We start from the raw sequence: 14905 nt of genomic DNA, 5'->3' as shown, positions 1-14905 counted from the left end.
CCTCCCGATCGGTGGTCGCATCGTCCGCGAAGCGACGGTCACCGGTCGCGTCGGGCACGTACTTCACACAGACAACGATCCTCAAGCTCACGGCCACCTAGTCCTTTCACGCCTCACGCCGGAGGGAACTCAGTACCCCCACTAGACCACACTCCGTGCCACAGATCCACTCTTCGGTGAAGTGAGAGGGGACTCAGTGTCCCGTCAGAGGGAACTGAGTGTCAGGCGGCCGGGGTGGGGTGGAGGGCGGAGGCCCAATGCAGGGAGTACCAGGAGAGGGCGGCGAGCAGGGCGGCGCTGGGGAGCTCGGCGACGTAGGCGAATATCTCGGCGGTGCGGAAAGCGCTTCCCCGGTGGGCGGACCAGAGGTCGAAGAAGGCGTCCATGGCCAGCAGGACGGCGGTCGCGGAGGCGATCGGGCTGGTGGCGCGGTGGCGGCGGCGGACCAGTGAAGCCAGGGCGAGCAGCGCAGCGAACTCGATCAGGTCGAGCCAGACCCAGGAGTTGGAGAGGTTGCGGGCGCCGAAGTGGCCTCGGACGTTCAGTGCCAGGTCGACGATCCACGGCAGCAGTAGCACGGCGGCGACCCGGAACACGATCGGCAGCCGGCGCAGCACGGCGTCCTCGTGATTGGCCAGGGCCTTGCGGATTGCGAGCACGCCGTGATCATAGGGCTGGGCGGTTCGTCAGGCCGGTGGACAAATTGCGGCCGCCCGCGTACGCGTGCGCGCGCGGGCGGCCGAACAGGAATGGGGGCCTCGGGGGCCGGCGGGTCAGGGCTTGCGGAGCAGGCGGACCGTGGAGTCGCGGTGCGGGCGGGCGTCGGGGTCGGTGACGGGGTGGCCGGGGTGGTCGTGGCGCGGGTGCTCCTCGGCGCGCTCGATCGTCCAGGCGCCCGGGGTCAGGTGCAGGGAGTCGAGCACCTCGGCGGGGGTGGGGAACTTCATCTCGGGGTGGTGGTGCTCGTGGTTCTCCCCGTGTCCGTGTCCGTGCTGGTGGTCGTGGTCGTGGTCGTGCTGGTGGTCCTGCTCGGGGCGGTCCTTGGGGCGGGCGGGGGCGACGGCGTGGCTGACGATCAGCAGGGTGCCGCCGGGGGCGACCGCGGCGGCGGCGCTGCGGAGCACCCGTTCGCGCGGGAACTCGGCGGGGGAGTGCAGGAACTGGGCGGAGACCAGGTCGTAGGAGCCGGTCGGGAACGCGTGGGCCAGGTCGGTGCGCTGCCAGCTGATCCGGTCGGCGACGCCTTCCACCGCGGCGCGGGCGGCGGCGCGGTCGAGGGCGACCTGCGAGATGTCGACGGCGGTGACCTGCCAGCCCTGCTGGGCCAGCCAGATGGCGTCGCCGCCCTCGCCGCAGCCGAGGTCGAGGGCGTGGCCGGGGGCGAGGTCGGCGACCTCGCGGGTCAGCGAGGCGTTGGGCCGGCCGCTCCAGATCTGCTCGCTCCGGCCGTACCGGTTCTCCCAGAACTCGACGGCCTCGACGGCGAGTCGGGTCTCCTCGGCGATCAGGTCGGCGTTGATCGCGATGGCGGCCCGCAGCCCGTCGGCGGCGGCGACGGCGACCTGCGCCATCGGGTCGGTGAGGTTGCCGACCGCCCACACGCCCGGGGCCTCGGTGGCGCCAGCCGGGCCGGTGGTGGCGAGGTGCTCGCCCACCCGCACGCCGCCGCGGACCAGGTCGGTGACGGCCAGCCCGAGGCCGTCCAGGAACGGGGCCCGCACGGTCGGCGCGCCGGCCACGGAGAGCGCGTCGCAGTCGACCACGGTGTCGTCGGCGAGCCGGACTCCGGTGAGGTCGCCGCCGTCCTTCCCGACCACCGCCGCGACCTCGCCGGTGCGGACGGCGATGCCGCGGGCGGCGAGTTCGCGGCGCTGCTGCTCGTCGAACGGGCCGGCGGTGTGGGCGAGCAGGGTGACGTCGGAGGTCCACTGGCGCCACAGCAGCGCCTGGTGGACAGCGATAGCGGGGTCGGTGGCGAGCACCGCGATCCGGCGGTCGCGGACCTCCCAACCGTGGCAGTACGGGCAGTGCAGCACCTGGTGGCCCCAGCGTTCGGCGAGGCCGGGGAGCTCGGGCAGCACGTCGACGGTGCCGGTGGCCAGCAGCACCCGGCGGGCGTGCACGACGCTGCCGTCGGACAGCTCGGCACGGAACGCGCCGTCCGGTTCGCGAGTGATGCCACGCACCTCGGCGTCGTGGAACTCGCCGCCGTACGAGGCGACTTCGGTCCGGCCCTGGGTGACGAGCCCGGCGGGCGGCAGGCCTTCGAGGCCGAGCAGGCCGTGGATGCCCTCGGCGGGCGCGTTGCGCGGCCGGCCGGCGTCGACGACCAGGACCGAGCGGCGGGCCCGGGCCAGGACCAGGGCGCCGCTCAGTCCGGCGGCGCCGCCGCCGACGACCAGGACGTCCTGGTGCCGGGCGGGGTTCGGGTGCGAATCACGGTGTGTGGCGGTCATGGCTCGATGGTGCGTCGCCCCTCGCCAGATTGACAAACAATGTTGCTGAGGTGGCAAATGGAAAGGGCCCGAACGGGCACGCAGGGCTGTCGACGGCCGTCGAGGGTTGTTGAGGGGCGGCGAGGGCCGGCGAGGGTCGGCGAGGGAAGTCGTCGGAAGTCGAGCGGGAGGAGTGGCACGGTGGGCGCGGAGGACGAGGACTTCGAGGTGGTGCTGACCGCGGTCGGACCGCGGCTGCGGGCGATCCGCCAGCAGCGCGGCACCACGCTCGCGCAGCTCAGCGAGGAGACCGGCATTTCGGTGAGCACGCTCTCGCGCCTGGAGTCGGGCGGCCGCCGGCCCACCCTGGAGCTGCTGCTGCCGCTGGCCCGGGCGCACGGGGTGGCGCTGGACGAGCTGGTGGACGCCCCGGCGACGGGCGATCCCCGGGTGCGGCTGCGCCCGTTCGTCCGGCACGGCTGGACGTACCTGCCGCTGGCCCGCAACCTCGGCGGGATGCAGGCGTACAAGATGATCGTCCCGCCGGGGGCGCGGGAGGACGCCGAGCAGCGCACCCACGAGGGGCACGAGTGGCTGTACGTGCTGTCGGGGCAGCTGCGACTGCGGCTCGGCGAGCACGACGTGGTGCTGAAGGCGGGCGAGGCGGCCGAGTTCGACACCCGGACGCCGCACGTGTTCACCAACGCCGGCTCGACGCCGGTGGAGTTCCTGAGCCTGTTCGGCCCGCAGGGCGAGCGGGTGCATGTGCGGGCGCGGACCGCCAACCGCCGTGCGGAACAGGAGGATTGACGGTCCGTCAGAGTGGAGCGCCGCGCCCCGGGGAGGGCGCGGCGCCGAAGTGCCGGAGGCGGAGCGTCAGTTGACCAGGACGGTGCCGCCGTTGCCGGGGGCGGAGTCGATGACCGGGCCGTAGGACGCCGAGAAGTTGATGCTCGGGAAGCAGATGCTCGGGCCGGAGAACTTGGTCAGGGACTGGTTGACCAGGTTGATCTGCGGCGGGACGTTGGTGGCGTTGCCCTGCAAGCTGGCCGAGGTGGCGCGGAAGACGCAAGTGGCGGTGCCGGCCAGGGTCTTGAGGACGGCGGTGGCCTGGATCTGGGTGCCCGAGGCGATCGGGGAGAGCGAGACCGGGTAGCCGGGCGCGTCGGAGATGCTCAGGGTGTAGGGCAGGGTGTCCATCGTCAGGCTGTTCACGCCGGTGACGCCGACCACGTTGGAGGTGCAGCCGCTGAAGGTCAGGCCGGTGACCGGGCCGGAGGCGGTGGCGGTGGTGGTGGGGGTGACGGTCGGGTTGACGCCGACGCTGCCGCTGATGTGGGAGACGGTGCACTTGACGCCGGTGGTGGTGCCCGGGTTGTACATGGTGGCCAGGGTGCCGGTGACCAGGTCCGCGGAGAGCGCGTCGCCGACGTTCACGGCGACACCGATGTTGGTGTAGAGGACGGGCCCGGCGACGGTGGCGTTGGCGGTGCCGGTCTGGAGGGCGACCAGGGCGGCGGTGGCGGCCAGGGCGGCGGCGCCGGCGAAGAGGCGGTTGCGCATGAGGGTTCCTTCCGGGGGGTGGGGCATCCGGTGGGTGGGGTCGGCCCCGGCGCGGTGGCCGGGGCGCGGCTCCGGCGGTGCGGAGCGCGTGCCCGCCCGCGGCGGGGCGGGCACGGGTCGGTGGGGGAACGGCCGACTCGGCGCGGGCCGAGTCCGTGCGGGCCGAGTCCGTGCGGGCCGATTCGGTGCGGGTACGGTCCGTGTGGGCCGGCCGACACGGGCCGACTCGGCGTGGGCACGGCCAGTGCGGGCCGAGTCCGTGCGGGCACGGTCGGCGCGGACCGGGTCGGTGCAGGCCGGGTCGGTGCAGGCCGGGTCAGTGCGCGGCGCTGGCGGCCATCGCGGCCGTCAGGTCGGAGATGCTCTCGTCCAGCACGAAGCTGGCGTTGGTCTGCGCGAAGCTCACCGAGTTCTTGCCGGGCGTGGCGGGCAGGTTCATCGTCCAGTTGATGATCTGGTTGAGCGAGCCGAGCAGGCCGCAGCCGTTGGCGCCGGGCACCGCGAAGGTGTTGTCGACCAGGTTCGCGTTGTTCTCCGAAATCACCAGCGAGTTGTGGCCGTTGGGGTCCATCGTGAAGTCGATGGCGCCCGGGTCGCCGGTCATCGGGGCGGTCGGCGCGGGCGGGGCGGTGGTGCCGGTGGTGGGCTTGAGCACCAGCGGCGCGGAGTTCGAGCCGACGTAGCAGTCCGGGCCGAACAGCGCGTTGAACAGGTGCAGCTTGATCGGCAGTTGGAAGACCGGGTACGGCTCGCCGGTCGCCATCGGGGTGAACTTGGCGACCGGGCCCGCCTGTTCGACCTGCGCGAAGACGCTGGTGATGCCCGGCAGGAAGTTCTGGATGCCCGGGATGGTGATCTCCACCATCGGCGCGCTCATCAGCGGCGCGTTGGTCGGCGGCACCACGTTGTACTGGTTGGCGGTGGTGCCGTCCGGGAAGGTCACCGAGGGCGCGGACTTGTCCCAGTAGAAGCCGAACTGGAGCTTGATCGGCGAGTTGAAGGGCACCACCGTGCTGCCCAGGGTGAACTTCCCGCCGTTGGTGATCGACACCAGACAGCCGACCTGGAGGTTCGCCGAATTCGTCATGGCGGGCGCGCTGAGCGGGCAGTTGCCCATGCCGGTGTAGGGCGCGCCCGGCGTCGCGGCGGAGGCCGGAACGGTGCCGGCCAGCAGCGCGGCACTGGCCAGCGCGGCCGGAACGGCGAGGCGGCCGAGCAGTCGCCGGGAGCCGCGGCGGGCGGCCGGGCTCTCGGAGCTGCTGGCGGAGTGGTCCGGCTGGGTACGGCGCATGGTGGGGGGACTCCTCACGGCAGGGGGGACGGGGGTGGCGAGTCCGTGCTGGACGCGCCGACGGCGGTGCGGGGTGCGGGAGTTCGGCGAGCGGGCGGTTCGCTCGACGCCACGAGCGGCCGGCCCGAAGGCGCACGATTGCCACCGGGCCGCCCGAGGTCGCGGGGGCGCCGACAGAAAGAGCGGAAAAGGAACCCGGGGCTGCGCCGTGACGGCGCGGGGGTTACCGCCGGGTACATCGCCAAGTTTCTATGGGGGCCGGACGGCAACGTCAAGAAGATGTGCGGAAGTTGGCAGGCCGGTGAGTGGAGTTCGAGTGCCGCCACGTACCAATAGCCAATCCAGTCACAGTAGTTGACTGGTTTTCAGATGTGTGGGGACGGTGCGCGAAGTATTGACCCGCCATGTACCCCGGGGTAACTTCCAGACAGCTCGAAGGTGTGAGAAAGATCGTCAACTTCGGTACTGAGAACGATCGTTGACGCATTCGTCCACGCCAGGACCAGTGCACCGGCGAGTTGCGCATCCCCCACTCGAACCCTCTGGAGCTGCACATGCCCCACCCCGCAGAACTATCCGCCGCCACCCCTGCCGGGCGCGGCCGGGTCCGGCTGCGCCGCGCCGCACTGATGGCGATACCCGCCTGCGTGACCGCCGGCGTCCTGGTGACCCTGACCGCGCAGAACGTCCTCGCCAACCAGTTCGCGATCTCCGGCATGGCCTTCGAGGTCACCGCCGACCGCATGCACGGCACTGGGGTCGAGCAGTTCGGCGTCCTGGACAACATGATCGAGAACAGCCCGAACGCCGGCGACACCGGCGGCCAGCTGTTCCTGATCCAGACCGCCGTGAAGTCGGCCGACCTGACCAAGCTCTGCCAGAGCGTCAACCTGGGCGGCATCAACCTGCTGATCACGGCCGGCGACAAGGGCAGCCCCGTCCACGCCGAGAACCTCACCACCGACTCCGACCTGATGAGCGGCGAGGCCGTGTTCACGGGCCTGGAGGTCGGCCGCGACGCCAGCACCTTCGACAAGGGCCCGGTCCAGGGCCCGCCCGGAATGTTCGGCCAGCAGGGCGACGAGGTGACCGTCGACAACTTCCGCCAGCGGAACTACGCCACCACCGCCGGGCTCTTCAAGCTGCCCAACATGCACCTCAGCTTCAGCACCGATGGCTGCTGAGTTCGACTCGGCACCGGACCGGGCGGCCGAGCACACCGCGGCCGCCCGGCCTGCCGGTACCGAGCACCCCGTCGCGGACGCCCCTCCGGCCCCCGTCACCCGCACCGGATTCGCCGGCTGGCGCGACCGCCGGCCCTTCTGGGGCGGCCTGCTGGTCACCCTCGCCGGCGCCGAAATCCTGTTCACCGAGAAAGCCCCGATGCACATGGTCATTCGCATCGGCCTCCTCGGTCTGGGCGGCTACATCGTCCCGATGCTGATGGTGCTCTGCGGACTCCTGCTCATCTTCCACCCCGTTCAGCGGGTCTTCTACTCCCTGGTTGCCGTCCTCGCCACCCTCGGCAGCTGGATCACCTCCAACATCGGCGGGTTCTTCATCGGCCTGCTGCTCGGCCTGGTCGGCAGCACCCTGGCCTTCGGCTGGCTCCCCGACCAGCCCCTGACCAAGCGCAAGGCGCGCCGTCTCGCCGAACGCGAAGCGACCCCGGCCTGAGACCGGGGCGGCCCACGGCGCAGGAGCGTGGCCTGCGCCGTGCACACCGTCCGCGGCCCCCGCACACCGAGCGGTCGGGGGTCGCGGGCGGTGTTCGGGTTGTCCGGGGGTCGATGGCCAGGCTGCCCGGGGGCCGTGGCGCGGACGGCACCCCGGTGTACGGCGTACGCACCGCGGTCGCCGTCCGCTTGGTAGCTTGGGCCGAGGACGGCCCGGCGGCGGCCGCGCGAACGGAACAGGACGGTCCGGTGCGAGTACTGCCCTGCGGGAGCGACGCCGTCCTGGTCGAGGTCGACACCGCCGAAGAGGTCCAGCACCTGCACGGTGCACTGCGCAGCGCACCACCCGTCGGCATCACCGAACTCGTTCCCGCCGCCCGCACCGTGCTGATCCGCTACGACCCCCGGGCCACCGACCCGCAGCGCCTGCGCACCGCCCTCCGCACCCTGCCCCGGACCGCTGTCGCGGCCTCCGCCGGAGCTGGCGCGGCCGGAGCAGGCGCGGCCGTGCGGATTCCCGTGCGCTACGACGGACCCGACCTCGCCGAGGTCGCCGCCCGCACCGGACTGACCGAACGCCAGGTGGTCGAACGCCACACCGCCGCCCAGTACCGCGTCGCGTTCTGCGGCTTCGCTCCCGGCTTCGCCTACCTCACCGGACTCGACCCGCGCCTGCGCCTGCCCCGCCGCACCGAACCCCGCACCCGGGTACCGGCCGGGGCCGTCGCCGTCGCCGACGAGTACACCGGCGTCTACCCCAGCCCCTCACCCGGCGGCTGGCACCTGCTCGGCACCACCACCCTCACCCTGTGGGACCCCGCCGCCGACCCGCCCAGCCGGCTCGGCCCCGGCACCGCCGTCCGCTTCGTCGAAGCACCGGACGGAGCACCGGACAGAGCACCGGACAGAGCGTCGGCGGAAGCACCGGACGGAGCGCCGGGCGGAGCGCCGGACACCGACGGCGGCGCGTCATGACCCGGGGCGAACTGCTGGTCGTACGCGCCGGGTTCGGCGCCACCGTGCAGGACCTCGGACGCCCCGGACTGGCCGCGCTCGGCGTCGGCCGCGCCGGGGCCGCCGACCGCGACGCGCTGCGCCTCGCCAACCGCCTGGTCGGCAACCCCGAGGACGCCGCCGGCCTCGAAGCCCCCATGGGCGGCATCGAACTGGCCTTCCCGCACACCACCACCTGCGCCCTCGCCGGCGCCGACTGCCCGGCCTGGATCGACGACCGCCCCGCCGCCGGCCGCACCCCGCTGCGCGTCCCCGCCGGCGCCCGGCTGCGCCTCGGCACCCCCGCCCGGGGCCTGCGGGTCTACCTCGCCGTCCGCGGCGGCCTCGACGTGCCCGCCGTGCTCGGCTCCCGCGCCACCGACACCCTCGCCGGGATCGGCCCCGACCGGCTGACGGTCGGCCAGCTGCTGCCGGTCGGCGACGCCGCCACCGGCTGGCCCACCGCCGACCACGCCCCGCGGCCCGCCTCCGCCGACCGCACCGTGCTGCACGTCCTGCCCGGCCCGCGCGACGACTGGTTCACCGCCGACGCGCTGCGCACCCTGCTCACCGAGCCGTACAGCGTCACCCCCGACAGCGACCGCGTGGGCATGCGCCTGGACGGGCCCGCGCTGGAGCGGGCCCGCGGCGGCGAACTGCCCTCCGAGGGCATGGTCGGCGGGGCGCTGCAGGTACCGCCGTCCGGGCGGCCGATCCTGTTCCTGGCCGACCACCCCGTCACCGGCGGGTACCCCGTCATCGCGGTGGTCCGCCGCGCCGACCTCGGGGCCGCCGCCCAGGCCCGGCCCGGAGACACGCTGCACTTCCGCCTCGCGTGAATTCCCGGCGGCCTCAACCTAGTTGGACCACCCGCGCCCAGTCCGGCGGCGGGTCCGGCCGGTAGTAGTGCGGATCGTCCTCGTCGACGCCGGTGGTCCGGCGGAACAGGCCGACCACCGTCCGGCACGGCGGCCGGCGGGAGGGCCACGCGGTCTGGCCGTCCGTCAGCGCGACCACCACGTCCGGGGACGGGCACAGCCGCATCGCCGCCGCGAAGCCCTCCCGGAGGTCGGTTCCGCCACCGCCGACCAGCGCCAACTCGCCGACACCGCCGATGCGTTGGATCTGCTGGGCGGCGGCGTCGCAGGAGACCACCGACAGCAGCTCGCGCCGTCCGTCGAGGGTGCGGGCGATCGCGGCGATCTCCAGCAGCGCGGTGCCCAGCTCCCGGTCGCTGACCGAGCCGGAGGTGTCCACCACCACGGCCACGCGCGGGAGTTGGCGGCGCAGTGCGGGCAGCACGATGCCCGGCAGTGCGGTGGCGCGGCGCGCGGGGCGGCCGTAGGTGTAGTCGGAGCCCGCGCCCGCGCCGGCCACCGCGGAGCGGACCGCCGCGCCGAGCAACTCCCGCCAGGGCTGCGGCGGATGGAACGCCTCGCGGGCCCAGCGCCGCCACCCCTCGGGGGTGCTGCCCGGCCGGCCGAGGATGCTCTCGGCGACCCGGAACCGGACCAGGTCGCGCTCGTGCTCCCGGAGCGTCCGCGCGTCCGCCGGGCCGAGCTCCCACTCGCGGTCCAGGCCGTCCGCGCCGCTGCCGCACTCCAGCCAGCCGACCGCGTCGCTGTGCACGCCGAGCGTGAACTGCGGCAGGTAGTCCTCCATCAGCAGGTCCGGAGGCAGGCCGAGACTCTCCGGGTAGACCGCGTCCACCGGCTTGACCAGGCCGTCGCCGTACACGTCGTCGTTGATCTCGCAGTCCGCCGCGAGGTTGATCCGCAGCCGGTCCTGCGGCCCGTCGAGGTTGTGCTTGCGCATCGCCCGGTCGCCGCGCCGGGCGTGGTCGCGCAGCAGGTGGGAGACCTCGTGCACCCAGATCGAGGCGAGTTCCTCCTCCGGGCGGGCGGCCACGAACGCGGGCGAGACGTAGCAGCGCCAGTACCGGTCCACGGCCATGGTCGGCACCCGCTGCGACTCGACGACGTGCATCGCGAACAGCGCGGTGGCCAGGAACGGCCGGGCGCGCACCGCCAACAGGCGGGCCGCGTACAGCTTCTCCAGGTCCAGCGGCGGACCGGCCGCCGGGTGGGACGGGCCCGGTCGGGCGGGGGCGGGCCCCCGGAGGGGCGGAGCGGGCCGCGGGCGAGGTGCCGGGCGTGGCGTCGGGCGTGGCGTCGGGCGGGGTGTGCTCGGCGGGGTGTTCATCGGCGTCCCGCGGCAGCGGCGGGGACCCGGGCGGCGGCGCGGTCGGCACGCCGGGAAAGCTCCAGCGCGCCGGCGAAACGCTCGATCAACTCCGGTACCTCCCAGTCGTGTTGACGCAGTGAGACGAGCGTGGTGACGGGCACCAGCAGGACGTCCGGGCTGCCGGTCCGCAGCGCCCGGGCCATCAACGCCCAGGCGGCGTCCCAGCGTTGCCGGGTCGGGCGGGAGCGGACGGCGGCGACCACCGCGTCCAGCGCGGTCTGCCGGAGGTCGCCGCGTTCGGGCAGGGCGGCGCCGTCCGGGTCGGCGAGCAGGTCCTCGGGGGCGGGCAGGTCCATCCGGTCGACGGTGGCCATCAGTTCGAGACCCGGCCCGTCGCCGACCGTGCCGCGCACCAGCATCGACAGCACCTCGCGGGAGGAGCCGGCGGCCGAGCCGAACGCCAGCAGCCGCACCGTCATCTCCCAACTGCGCGGCGACGGCCAGGCCTTGCCGCGCCGGGTCTCGGCGGTGGGCAACCGGTGGGTCAGCTCGGGTCGCACCGTCAGCAGGTCGCACACCGCGCGGCGGGCGAACTTGACGGCGGCGGGCAGGCGTTCGGCATCCAGCCGGGGCAGTTCGGCACGCGGCCACACCCCGCCGAGGCCGCGCACCACGACCTCCGGGTCGTGCACCCAGTCCAGGTGGACGAAGCGGTTGGCGAGTGGCGCGCTCAACTCCCAGCCGTCGGCCGCCGAGCCGCGCGGGTTGGCCGCCGCCACGATCCGGACGCCCGGCGGGAGTTGGAGCGCCCCGATGCGGCGCTCCAGCACCAGGCGCAGCAGCGCCGCCTGCACAGCGGGCGGGGCGGTGGACAACTCGTCGAGGAACAGCAGCCCGCGGCCCTGCCGGACCAGGCGCACTGCCCAGTCCGGCGGCGCGAGCGGGACGCCGTCGGTGGTCGGATCCGCGCCGATCACCGGCAGGCCGGAGAAGTCGGACGGCTCGTGCACGCTGGCGATCACGGTGGTGAGCGGCAGATCGAGTTCGGCGGCGAGCTGGTTGAGCGCGGAGGTCTTGCCGATGCCGGGCTCCCCCCACAGCAGAACAGGAAGATCGGCGGCGACGGCGAGGGTCAGGGCCTCGATCTGGAGGTCCTGGCGGGGTTCGGTGGCGGACTCGGCGAGAAGGGCCAACAGGTGGTCGGCGACGGCGAGTTGAGCGGTGGAAGACATGGGTGATCACCTGGGGAGGGGAGAGTCGGGATCCCGGCGCGGCGGGCGTCGGGCGAAGGTCAGGAGCGGTGCATTCGGGCGCAGCGCGAGCAGACGAGCCGGCGCGGCGAGCGGGGACGGTGCGGGTGGCCGCCGTCCAACGGCACCGGCGTGCAGGGGTGTTTGTGGGCGTGGCGCAGCCGGCTCGGGGCGAGCCCGGACCGGTGCAGTACGGCGACGACGCGCTGCTCCTCGTCCTCGGCCAGTCGTTCGGCGAGCGGGCCGTCGGGCAACGGGGTGTCGTCGCCGAGGAGTTGGCGGACGGCGGTGAGCGCGCCGGACCGGTCGCCGTGCAGCAGGCGCTGCACGATGGCGTCCAGGTTGTCGGGCTGCCGGTGCGCACGGTCGATGGTCTGCAGGCAGGGCAGCGGTGGGCCGCCGAACGCCAACAGCAGTTCCTCCCGCCGCAGTTGCTCGGGCGGGTGGTCGAGCGGCGTGAGCCGGCCCGCGACCAGCGCCACCCGGTGCCGCTCGCCCCGGCAGTCCACCAGCAGCGGATCGACCGCCGTCGGCGGCGCCGCGCGCACCGGACGGTGGTCCGGCGCGAGGGCCGCCGCCACCAGTGGGTGCAGCCGCTCGGCGTCCACCGCCCCCGTGCGCAGCAGCCGCAGGTCGGGCGGCGCCCAGGTGGCGGCGTCCGGGAGTACGGGCAGGCCGCCCGGGTCGCGCAGCTCCTGCTGTCCGACCAAGCCGGTGGCGGGGTCGAGCAGCAGGAACCGGCGCGCGCCCAGCCGTACCGTGACCGGCGTGTCCGGCGGCAGCCCGTCCGCCGCGCGCAGCAGACCAGCCTCGAACGCCCAACCGATGTCGGATGATTGATGATCCGTCAAGTTGGCGGCGCGGTCCGCGAGTTCAGGGGCGCGGCGGGCGTCCCACAGGTGTCGGTGCAGGTCGAGGCGGAAACGCGGCTGCGGGCGGGGGCCTGCTCCGGGGTCGGCGGTGTGCCACAGGGCCAGGCTCACCCGCTGGTCCGAGGCCGCCCAGCGGGGAGCGGTGCGGACCACCAGGTGGAACGCGGCGGGCCCGTCCCGCGGGTAGCGCGCCAGGGTGGCGCTCAGCCCCGGCCGCAGCAGGCCGTCCGGGGCCGTGCGCGGCAGGTGCCAGCGCAGCAGGTCGGGTGCCAAGTGGCGCAGGTCGGCGCGGAGTTGACCGGCGAGGTCGGAACCGAACGCGCGGGCGACCGCCCGAACGTCCAGCTCCACGTCGAACCGGGCAGCAGCGCAGGCACCGCCCCAGTCGCCCAGCTCGCGGCGGGCGGTGGCGGTCTCGATCATGGCCGGGGGGACGGCGAACTGCCGTACGCGGGGCCAGAAACAGGTACGAGTGTCCTCGTCCATCGGCGAAGTGGTATGCATCAGCACGCACTTCGGAAGGACGGGACCTCCAATCCGTGAGTAGTCATCGCCGGTGATCGTAGCGGGTCCCCGACGTGCTGTCAGCCCCGTTCGGTGGCGGGGCCGTGCGGCGTAGGCTGGACGGGAGAGCAGAGGCGGGGGATCGGGGCGGGAGGAGCACGGCGTGACAGGCGGGTGGCGGCGGCCGGTTCAAGCGCTGCGGCGGAGGCTGCTGCGGGAGATCAACTCCACGGTGCACGGCGCGGAACTGCACCTGGAGCGCTACGACCGGCCGCCCGGCGACCCGGGCCTGTTCGGCGCGGCCAGTGTGGTGTGGCGGGTGCACGAGCACCCCGCCGGGATGCTGGTCGGCGGGTTCGCCGCGCTGATGCTCCAGTCACTGCACCCGGTGGCGATGCGCGCCGTCGCCGAACACTCCGACTACCGCACCGACCCCACCGGGCGGCTGCACCGCACCGCGCGCTTCGTGTCCACCACCACGCTCGGCTCCTCCGCCGCCGCAGAGGCCGCGATCGCCGGCGTGCGGAACATCCACCGCTACGTGCGCGGCTTCGACGCGACCGGCCGACCGTACCGGGCCGACGACCCCGAACTGCTCTGCTGGGTGCACACCGCGGAGGTGTCCTGCTTCCTACAGGGGCACCAAGTGTTCGCCGGGAAGCGGAAGTTGAGCGGAGCCGGGTGCGACGCGTACCTGGCGGAGGTGGCGCTGATCGGCGAACTGCTCGGCGCGGACGGCGTGCCCGACTCGCGCGCCGCGGTGGCCGACTACCTGACCCGGGTACGGGGCCAACTGCACGCCGGGCCCGAGTCGTTGGAGGTGGTCGCCCTGCTGCGCGGCTTCGGGCGCAGCGGGCGCGAGCGGCTCGCGGTGCGGGTGCTGACGAACGCGGCGATCGGCATCCTGCCCGACTGGGCGCGCACGGAACTCGGCATCCGGCGCGGGTGGGCGGTGCGACGCCTCTGGGACCGGCCGGTGGCGCGGCTGCTCGGCGCGGTGATGGTGTGGGCGTGCGGCCTGTCGCCGATCCGCGCGGCGGCCCACGCCCGGGCCCGCGCCAGCGTCCGGACGGGCGGCTGACCAGGGGAACGGTGGCGGACGCGGTGGCGGTGGCGGTGGCGGAGACGCGGTAGCGGGAGTGGGAGCAGCGGGAAGCGGCCGCCGCCCGGGGCTGGGGTCCGGGCGTTGCGGCCGCTTCGGGATCGTCCGTGTGCGGTGCTCGGCACTGCGAGTGACGGGCCGGGCCCTCAGTACTGGGGCCGACGGCCGTGGTTCGCCTTGTGCCTGGCGCGGGCCTTCTTCTTGCGGCGTCGCTTCGACGACATGGCCACACTCTCCTCTCGCGACAGTGGACAACGGCCCCCCGTCCACGGTGCGCCCGTCGCCGCGATGGTGCCAGCCGACGCCAGAGACGCACCATGGAGGGAGGGGGCACGCCAAGCTGCGGGAGGCGAGATGTCGCACCACACGCACGGAACCCACGACGCACCGGCCGACGAGTGGCCGCCCACCGAGACCCCGGAGGCCCGGATGACGGCGGAGGGCTCGCCGCCGCCGGACGAGAGCGAGAAGACCGCGGCGGACGGCCCCGAGTTCGCCGTCCCCGTCTCCTCGCCGCCGGAGCCCGAGGACGGCGAGTAGCCGACACGGCGGAGGCACGGAGGCGGTTCGGCCCGGACGGAGGCGGCGCGGCGGAGGCATTAGACGGCACGGCGGAGGCGCGGAGGCGGTTCGGGCGGCGGATCGCGGTTACACGGACGGCACACCCGTTCGTCCGTTGATCCGCCTGTCCGACCACAAGGAGCAGCCGATGACCGTGATCTCCCGTCTGCCCGGAGCCGTCGAGGAGGAGTGGGACTGGCAGTTGCAGGGCGCCTGCCGGGCCGCCGACTCCCGCCTGTTCTTCCACCCGTCCGGCGAGCGCGGGCAGGCCCATGACGACCGCGACCGGGCCGCCAAGGCGGTCTGCGCCCGCTGCCCCGTCCGCGAACGCTGCCTGCGCCACGCACTCGCCACCCAGGAACGCTACGGCGTGTGGGGCGGCCGCACCGAGGAAGAGCGGCAGCACATGCTGCGCCGCCGGCGGCGTAACCGCGGCAGGTGAGCGGCGCAGCGACGAAGGCGGCCCCCGTGACG

15 protein-coding genes and 1 pseudogene are annotated in these 14905 nt (G+C 74.1%); 8 read left to right on the top strand and 8 right to left on the bottom strand.

The features are described 5' to 3' along the window. From ACFV4P_RS35700 to ACFV4P_RS35690, 3 genes and pseudogenes are all read right to left on the bottom strand, one after another. Positions 1–91 (bottom strand): annotated as a pseudogene (locus ACFV4P_RS35700) (electron transfer flavoprotein subunit beta); the annotation flags it as partial. Between the two features lie 130 nt (positions 92–221). Further along, positions 222–659 carry a hypothetical protein gene (locus ACFV4P_RS35695; protein ID WP_380477654.1) on the bottom strand — a complete coding sequence of 146 codons (438 nt, stop codon included), beginning with the start codon at positions 657–659 and terminating at the stop codon, positions 222–224. Positions 660–773: 114 nt separating this feature from the next. Continuing rightward, on the bottom strand, positions 774–2456 hold the full coding sequence (locus ACFV4P_RS35690; protein WP_380477653.1) for an FAD-dependent oxidoreductase: 1683 nt from the start codon (positions 2454–2456) through the stop codon (positions 774–776). Positions 2457–2636: 180 nt separating this feature from the next. Here ACFV4P_RS35690 and ACFV4P_RS35685 point away from each other — a divergent pair, with 180 nt between their 5' ends. Further along, complete coding sequence (locus ACFV4P_RS35685) at positions 2637–3245, top strand: helix-turn-helix domain-containing protein (protein ID WP_380477652.1); 609 nt, start codon at positions 2637–2639, stop codon at positions 3243–3245. Positions 3246–3311: 66 nt separating this feature from the next. Here the strand turns inward: ACFV4P_RS35685 and ACFV4P_RS35680 are convergent, their stop codons facing one another. Both ACFV4P_RS35680 and ACFV4P_RS35675 read right to left on the bottom strand, forming a co-directional pair. Next, the gene (locus ACFV4P_RS35680; protein WP_380477651.1) at positions 3312–3998 is read right to left on the bottom strand and encodes a Tat pathway signal sequence domain protein; all 687 of its coding nucleotides are present in this window, start codon (positions 3996–3998) and stop codon (positions 3312–3314) included. 316 nt (positions 3999–4314) lie between these two features. Next, positions 4315–5289, bottom strand: a complete 975-nt coding sequence (locus ACFV4P_RS35675; protein ID WP_073818991.1) for a hypothetical protein — start codon at positions 5287–5289, stop codon at positions 4315–4317. 554 nt (positions 5290–5843) lie between these two features. On the opposite strand from ACFV4P_RS35675, the gene ACFV4P_RS35670 reads away from it, so the two are divergent. The 4 genes from ACFV4P_RS35670 to ACFV4P_RS35655 all read left to right on the top strand — a co-directional run bounded on the left by ACFV4P_RS35670 (position 5844) and on the right by ACFV4P_RS35655 (position 8797). Further along, positions 5844–6473 carry a DUF6230 family protein gene (locus ACFV4P_RS35670; protein ID WP_380477650.1) on the top strand — a complete coding sequence of 210 codons (630 nt, stop codon included), beginning with the start codon at positions 5844–5846 and terminating at the stop codon, positions 6471–6473. Next, complete coding sequence (locus ACFV4P_RS35665; protein WP_380477649.1) at positions 6463–6966, top strand: DUF6114 domain-containing protein; 504 nt, start codon at positions 6463–6465, stop codon at positions 6964–6966. The genes ACFV4P_RS35670 and ACFV4P_RS35665 overlap by 11 nt, the downstream gene beginning before the upstream one ends. 248 nt (positions 6967–7214) lie before the next feature. Beyond that, on the top strand, positions 7215–7940 hold the full coding sequence (locus ACFV4P_RS35660; protein WP_380477648.1) for an allophanate hydrolase subunit 1: 726 nt from the start codon (positions 7215–7217) through the stop codon (positions 7938–7940). Further along, positions 7937–8797 (top strand): biotin-dependent carboxyltransferase family protein, encoded by an 861-nt coding sequence (locus tag ACFV4P_RS35655; protein ID WP_380477647.1) that lies wholly within the window; start codon positions 7937–7939, stop codon positions 8795–8797. Before ACFV4P_RS35660 ends, ACFV4P_RS35655 begins: the two co-directional genes overlap by 4 nt. A 13-nt stretch (positions 8798–8810) precedes the next feature. Here ACFV4P_RS35655 and ACFV4P_RS35650 read toward each other — a convergent pair whose 3' ends face one another. The 3 genes from ACFV4P_RS35650 to ACFV4P_RS35640 are packed head-to-tail and all read right to left on the bottom strand — an operon-like array spanning position 8811 to position 12750. Continuing rightward, the gene (locus ACFV4P_RS35650; RefSeq protein ID WP_380477646.1) at positions 8811–10160 is read right to left on the bottom strand and encodes a VWA-like domain-containing protein; all 1350 of its coding nucleotides are present in this window, start codon (positions 10158–10160) and stop codon (positions 8811–8813) included. Then, a complete protein-coding gene (locus ACFV4P_RS35645) occupies positions 10157–11374 on the bottom strand; it encodes an AAA family ATPase (protein WP_380477645.1) in 1218 nt (405 codons plus the stop codon). The genes ACFV4P_RS35650 and ACFV4P_RS35645 overlap by 4 nt, the downstream gene beginning before the upstream one ends. Before the next feature lie 59 nt (positions 11375–11433). Next, positions 11434–12750, bottom strand: coding sequence for a hypothetical protein (locus ACFV4P_RS35640; protein WP_380477644.1), 1317 nt, complete (start codon positions 12748–12750; stop codon positions 11434–11436). A 181-nt stretch (positions 12751–12931) separates the two neighbouring features. Here ACFV4P_RS35640 and ACFV4P_RS35635 point away from each other — a divergent pair, with 181 nt between their 5' ends. The 3 genes from ACFV4P_RS35635 (at position 12932) to ACFV4P_RS35625 (ending at position 14873) form a co-directional block, all read left to right on the top strand. Beyond that, entirely contained in the window at positions 12932–13849 is a 918-nt protein-coding gene (locus tag ACFV4P_RS35635; RefSeq protein WP_380477643.1) for an oxygenase MpaB family protein, read from the top strand. A gap of 375 nt (positions 13850–14224) precedes the next feature. Next, positions 14225–14410, top strand: a complete 186-nt coding sequence (locus ACFV4P_RS35630) for a hypothetical protein (RefSeq protein ID WP_073819004.1) — start codon at positions 14225–14227, stop codon at positions 14408–14410. A 169-nt stretch (positions 14411–14579) separates the two neighbouring features. After that, positions 14580–14873, top strand: a complete 294-nt coding sequence (locus ACFV4P_RS35625; RefSeq protein ID WP_380477642.1) for a WhiB family transcriptional regulator — start codon at positions 14580–14582, stop codon at positions 14871–14873. The last annotated feature ends 32 nt before the right edge of the window (positions 14874–14905 follow it).

This window comes from Kitasatospora sp. NPDC059795, from assembly GCF_042732175.1.
GTDB lineage: Bacteria > Actinomycetota > Actinomycetes > Streptomycetales > Streptomycetaceae > Kitasatospora.
This window is presented reverse-complemented; position numbering and strand designations above follow the sequence as displayed.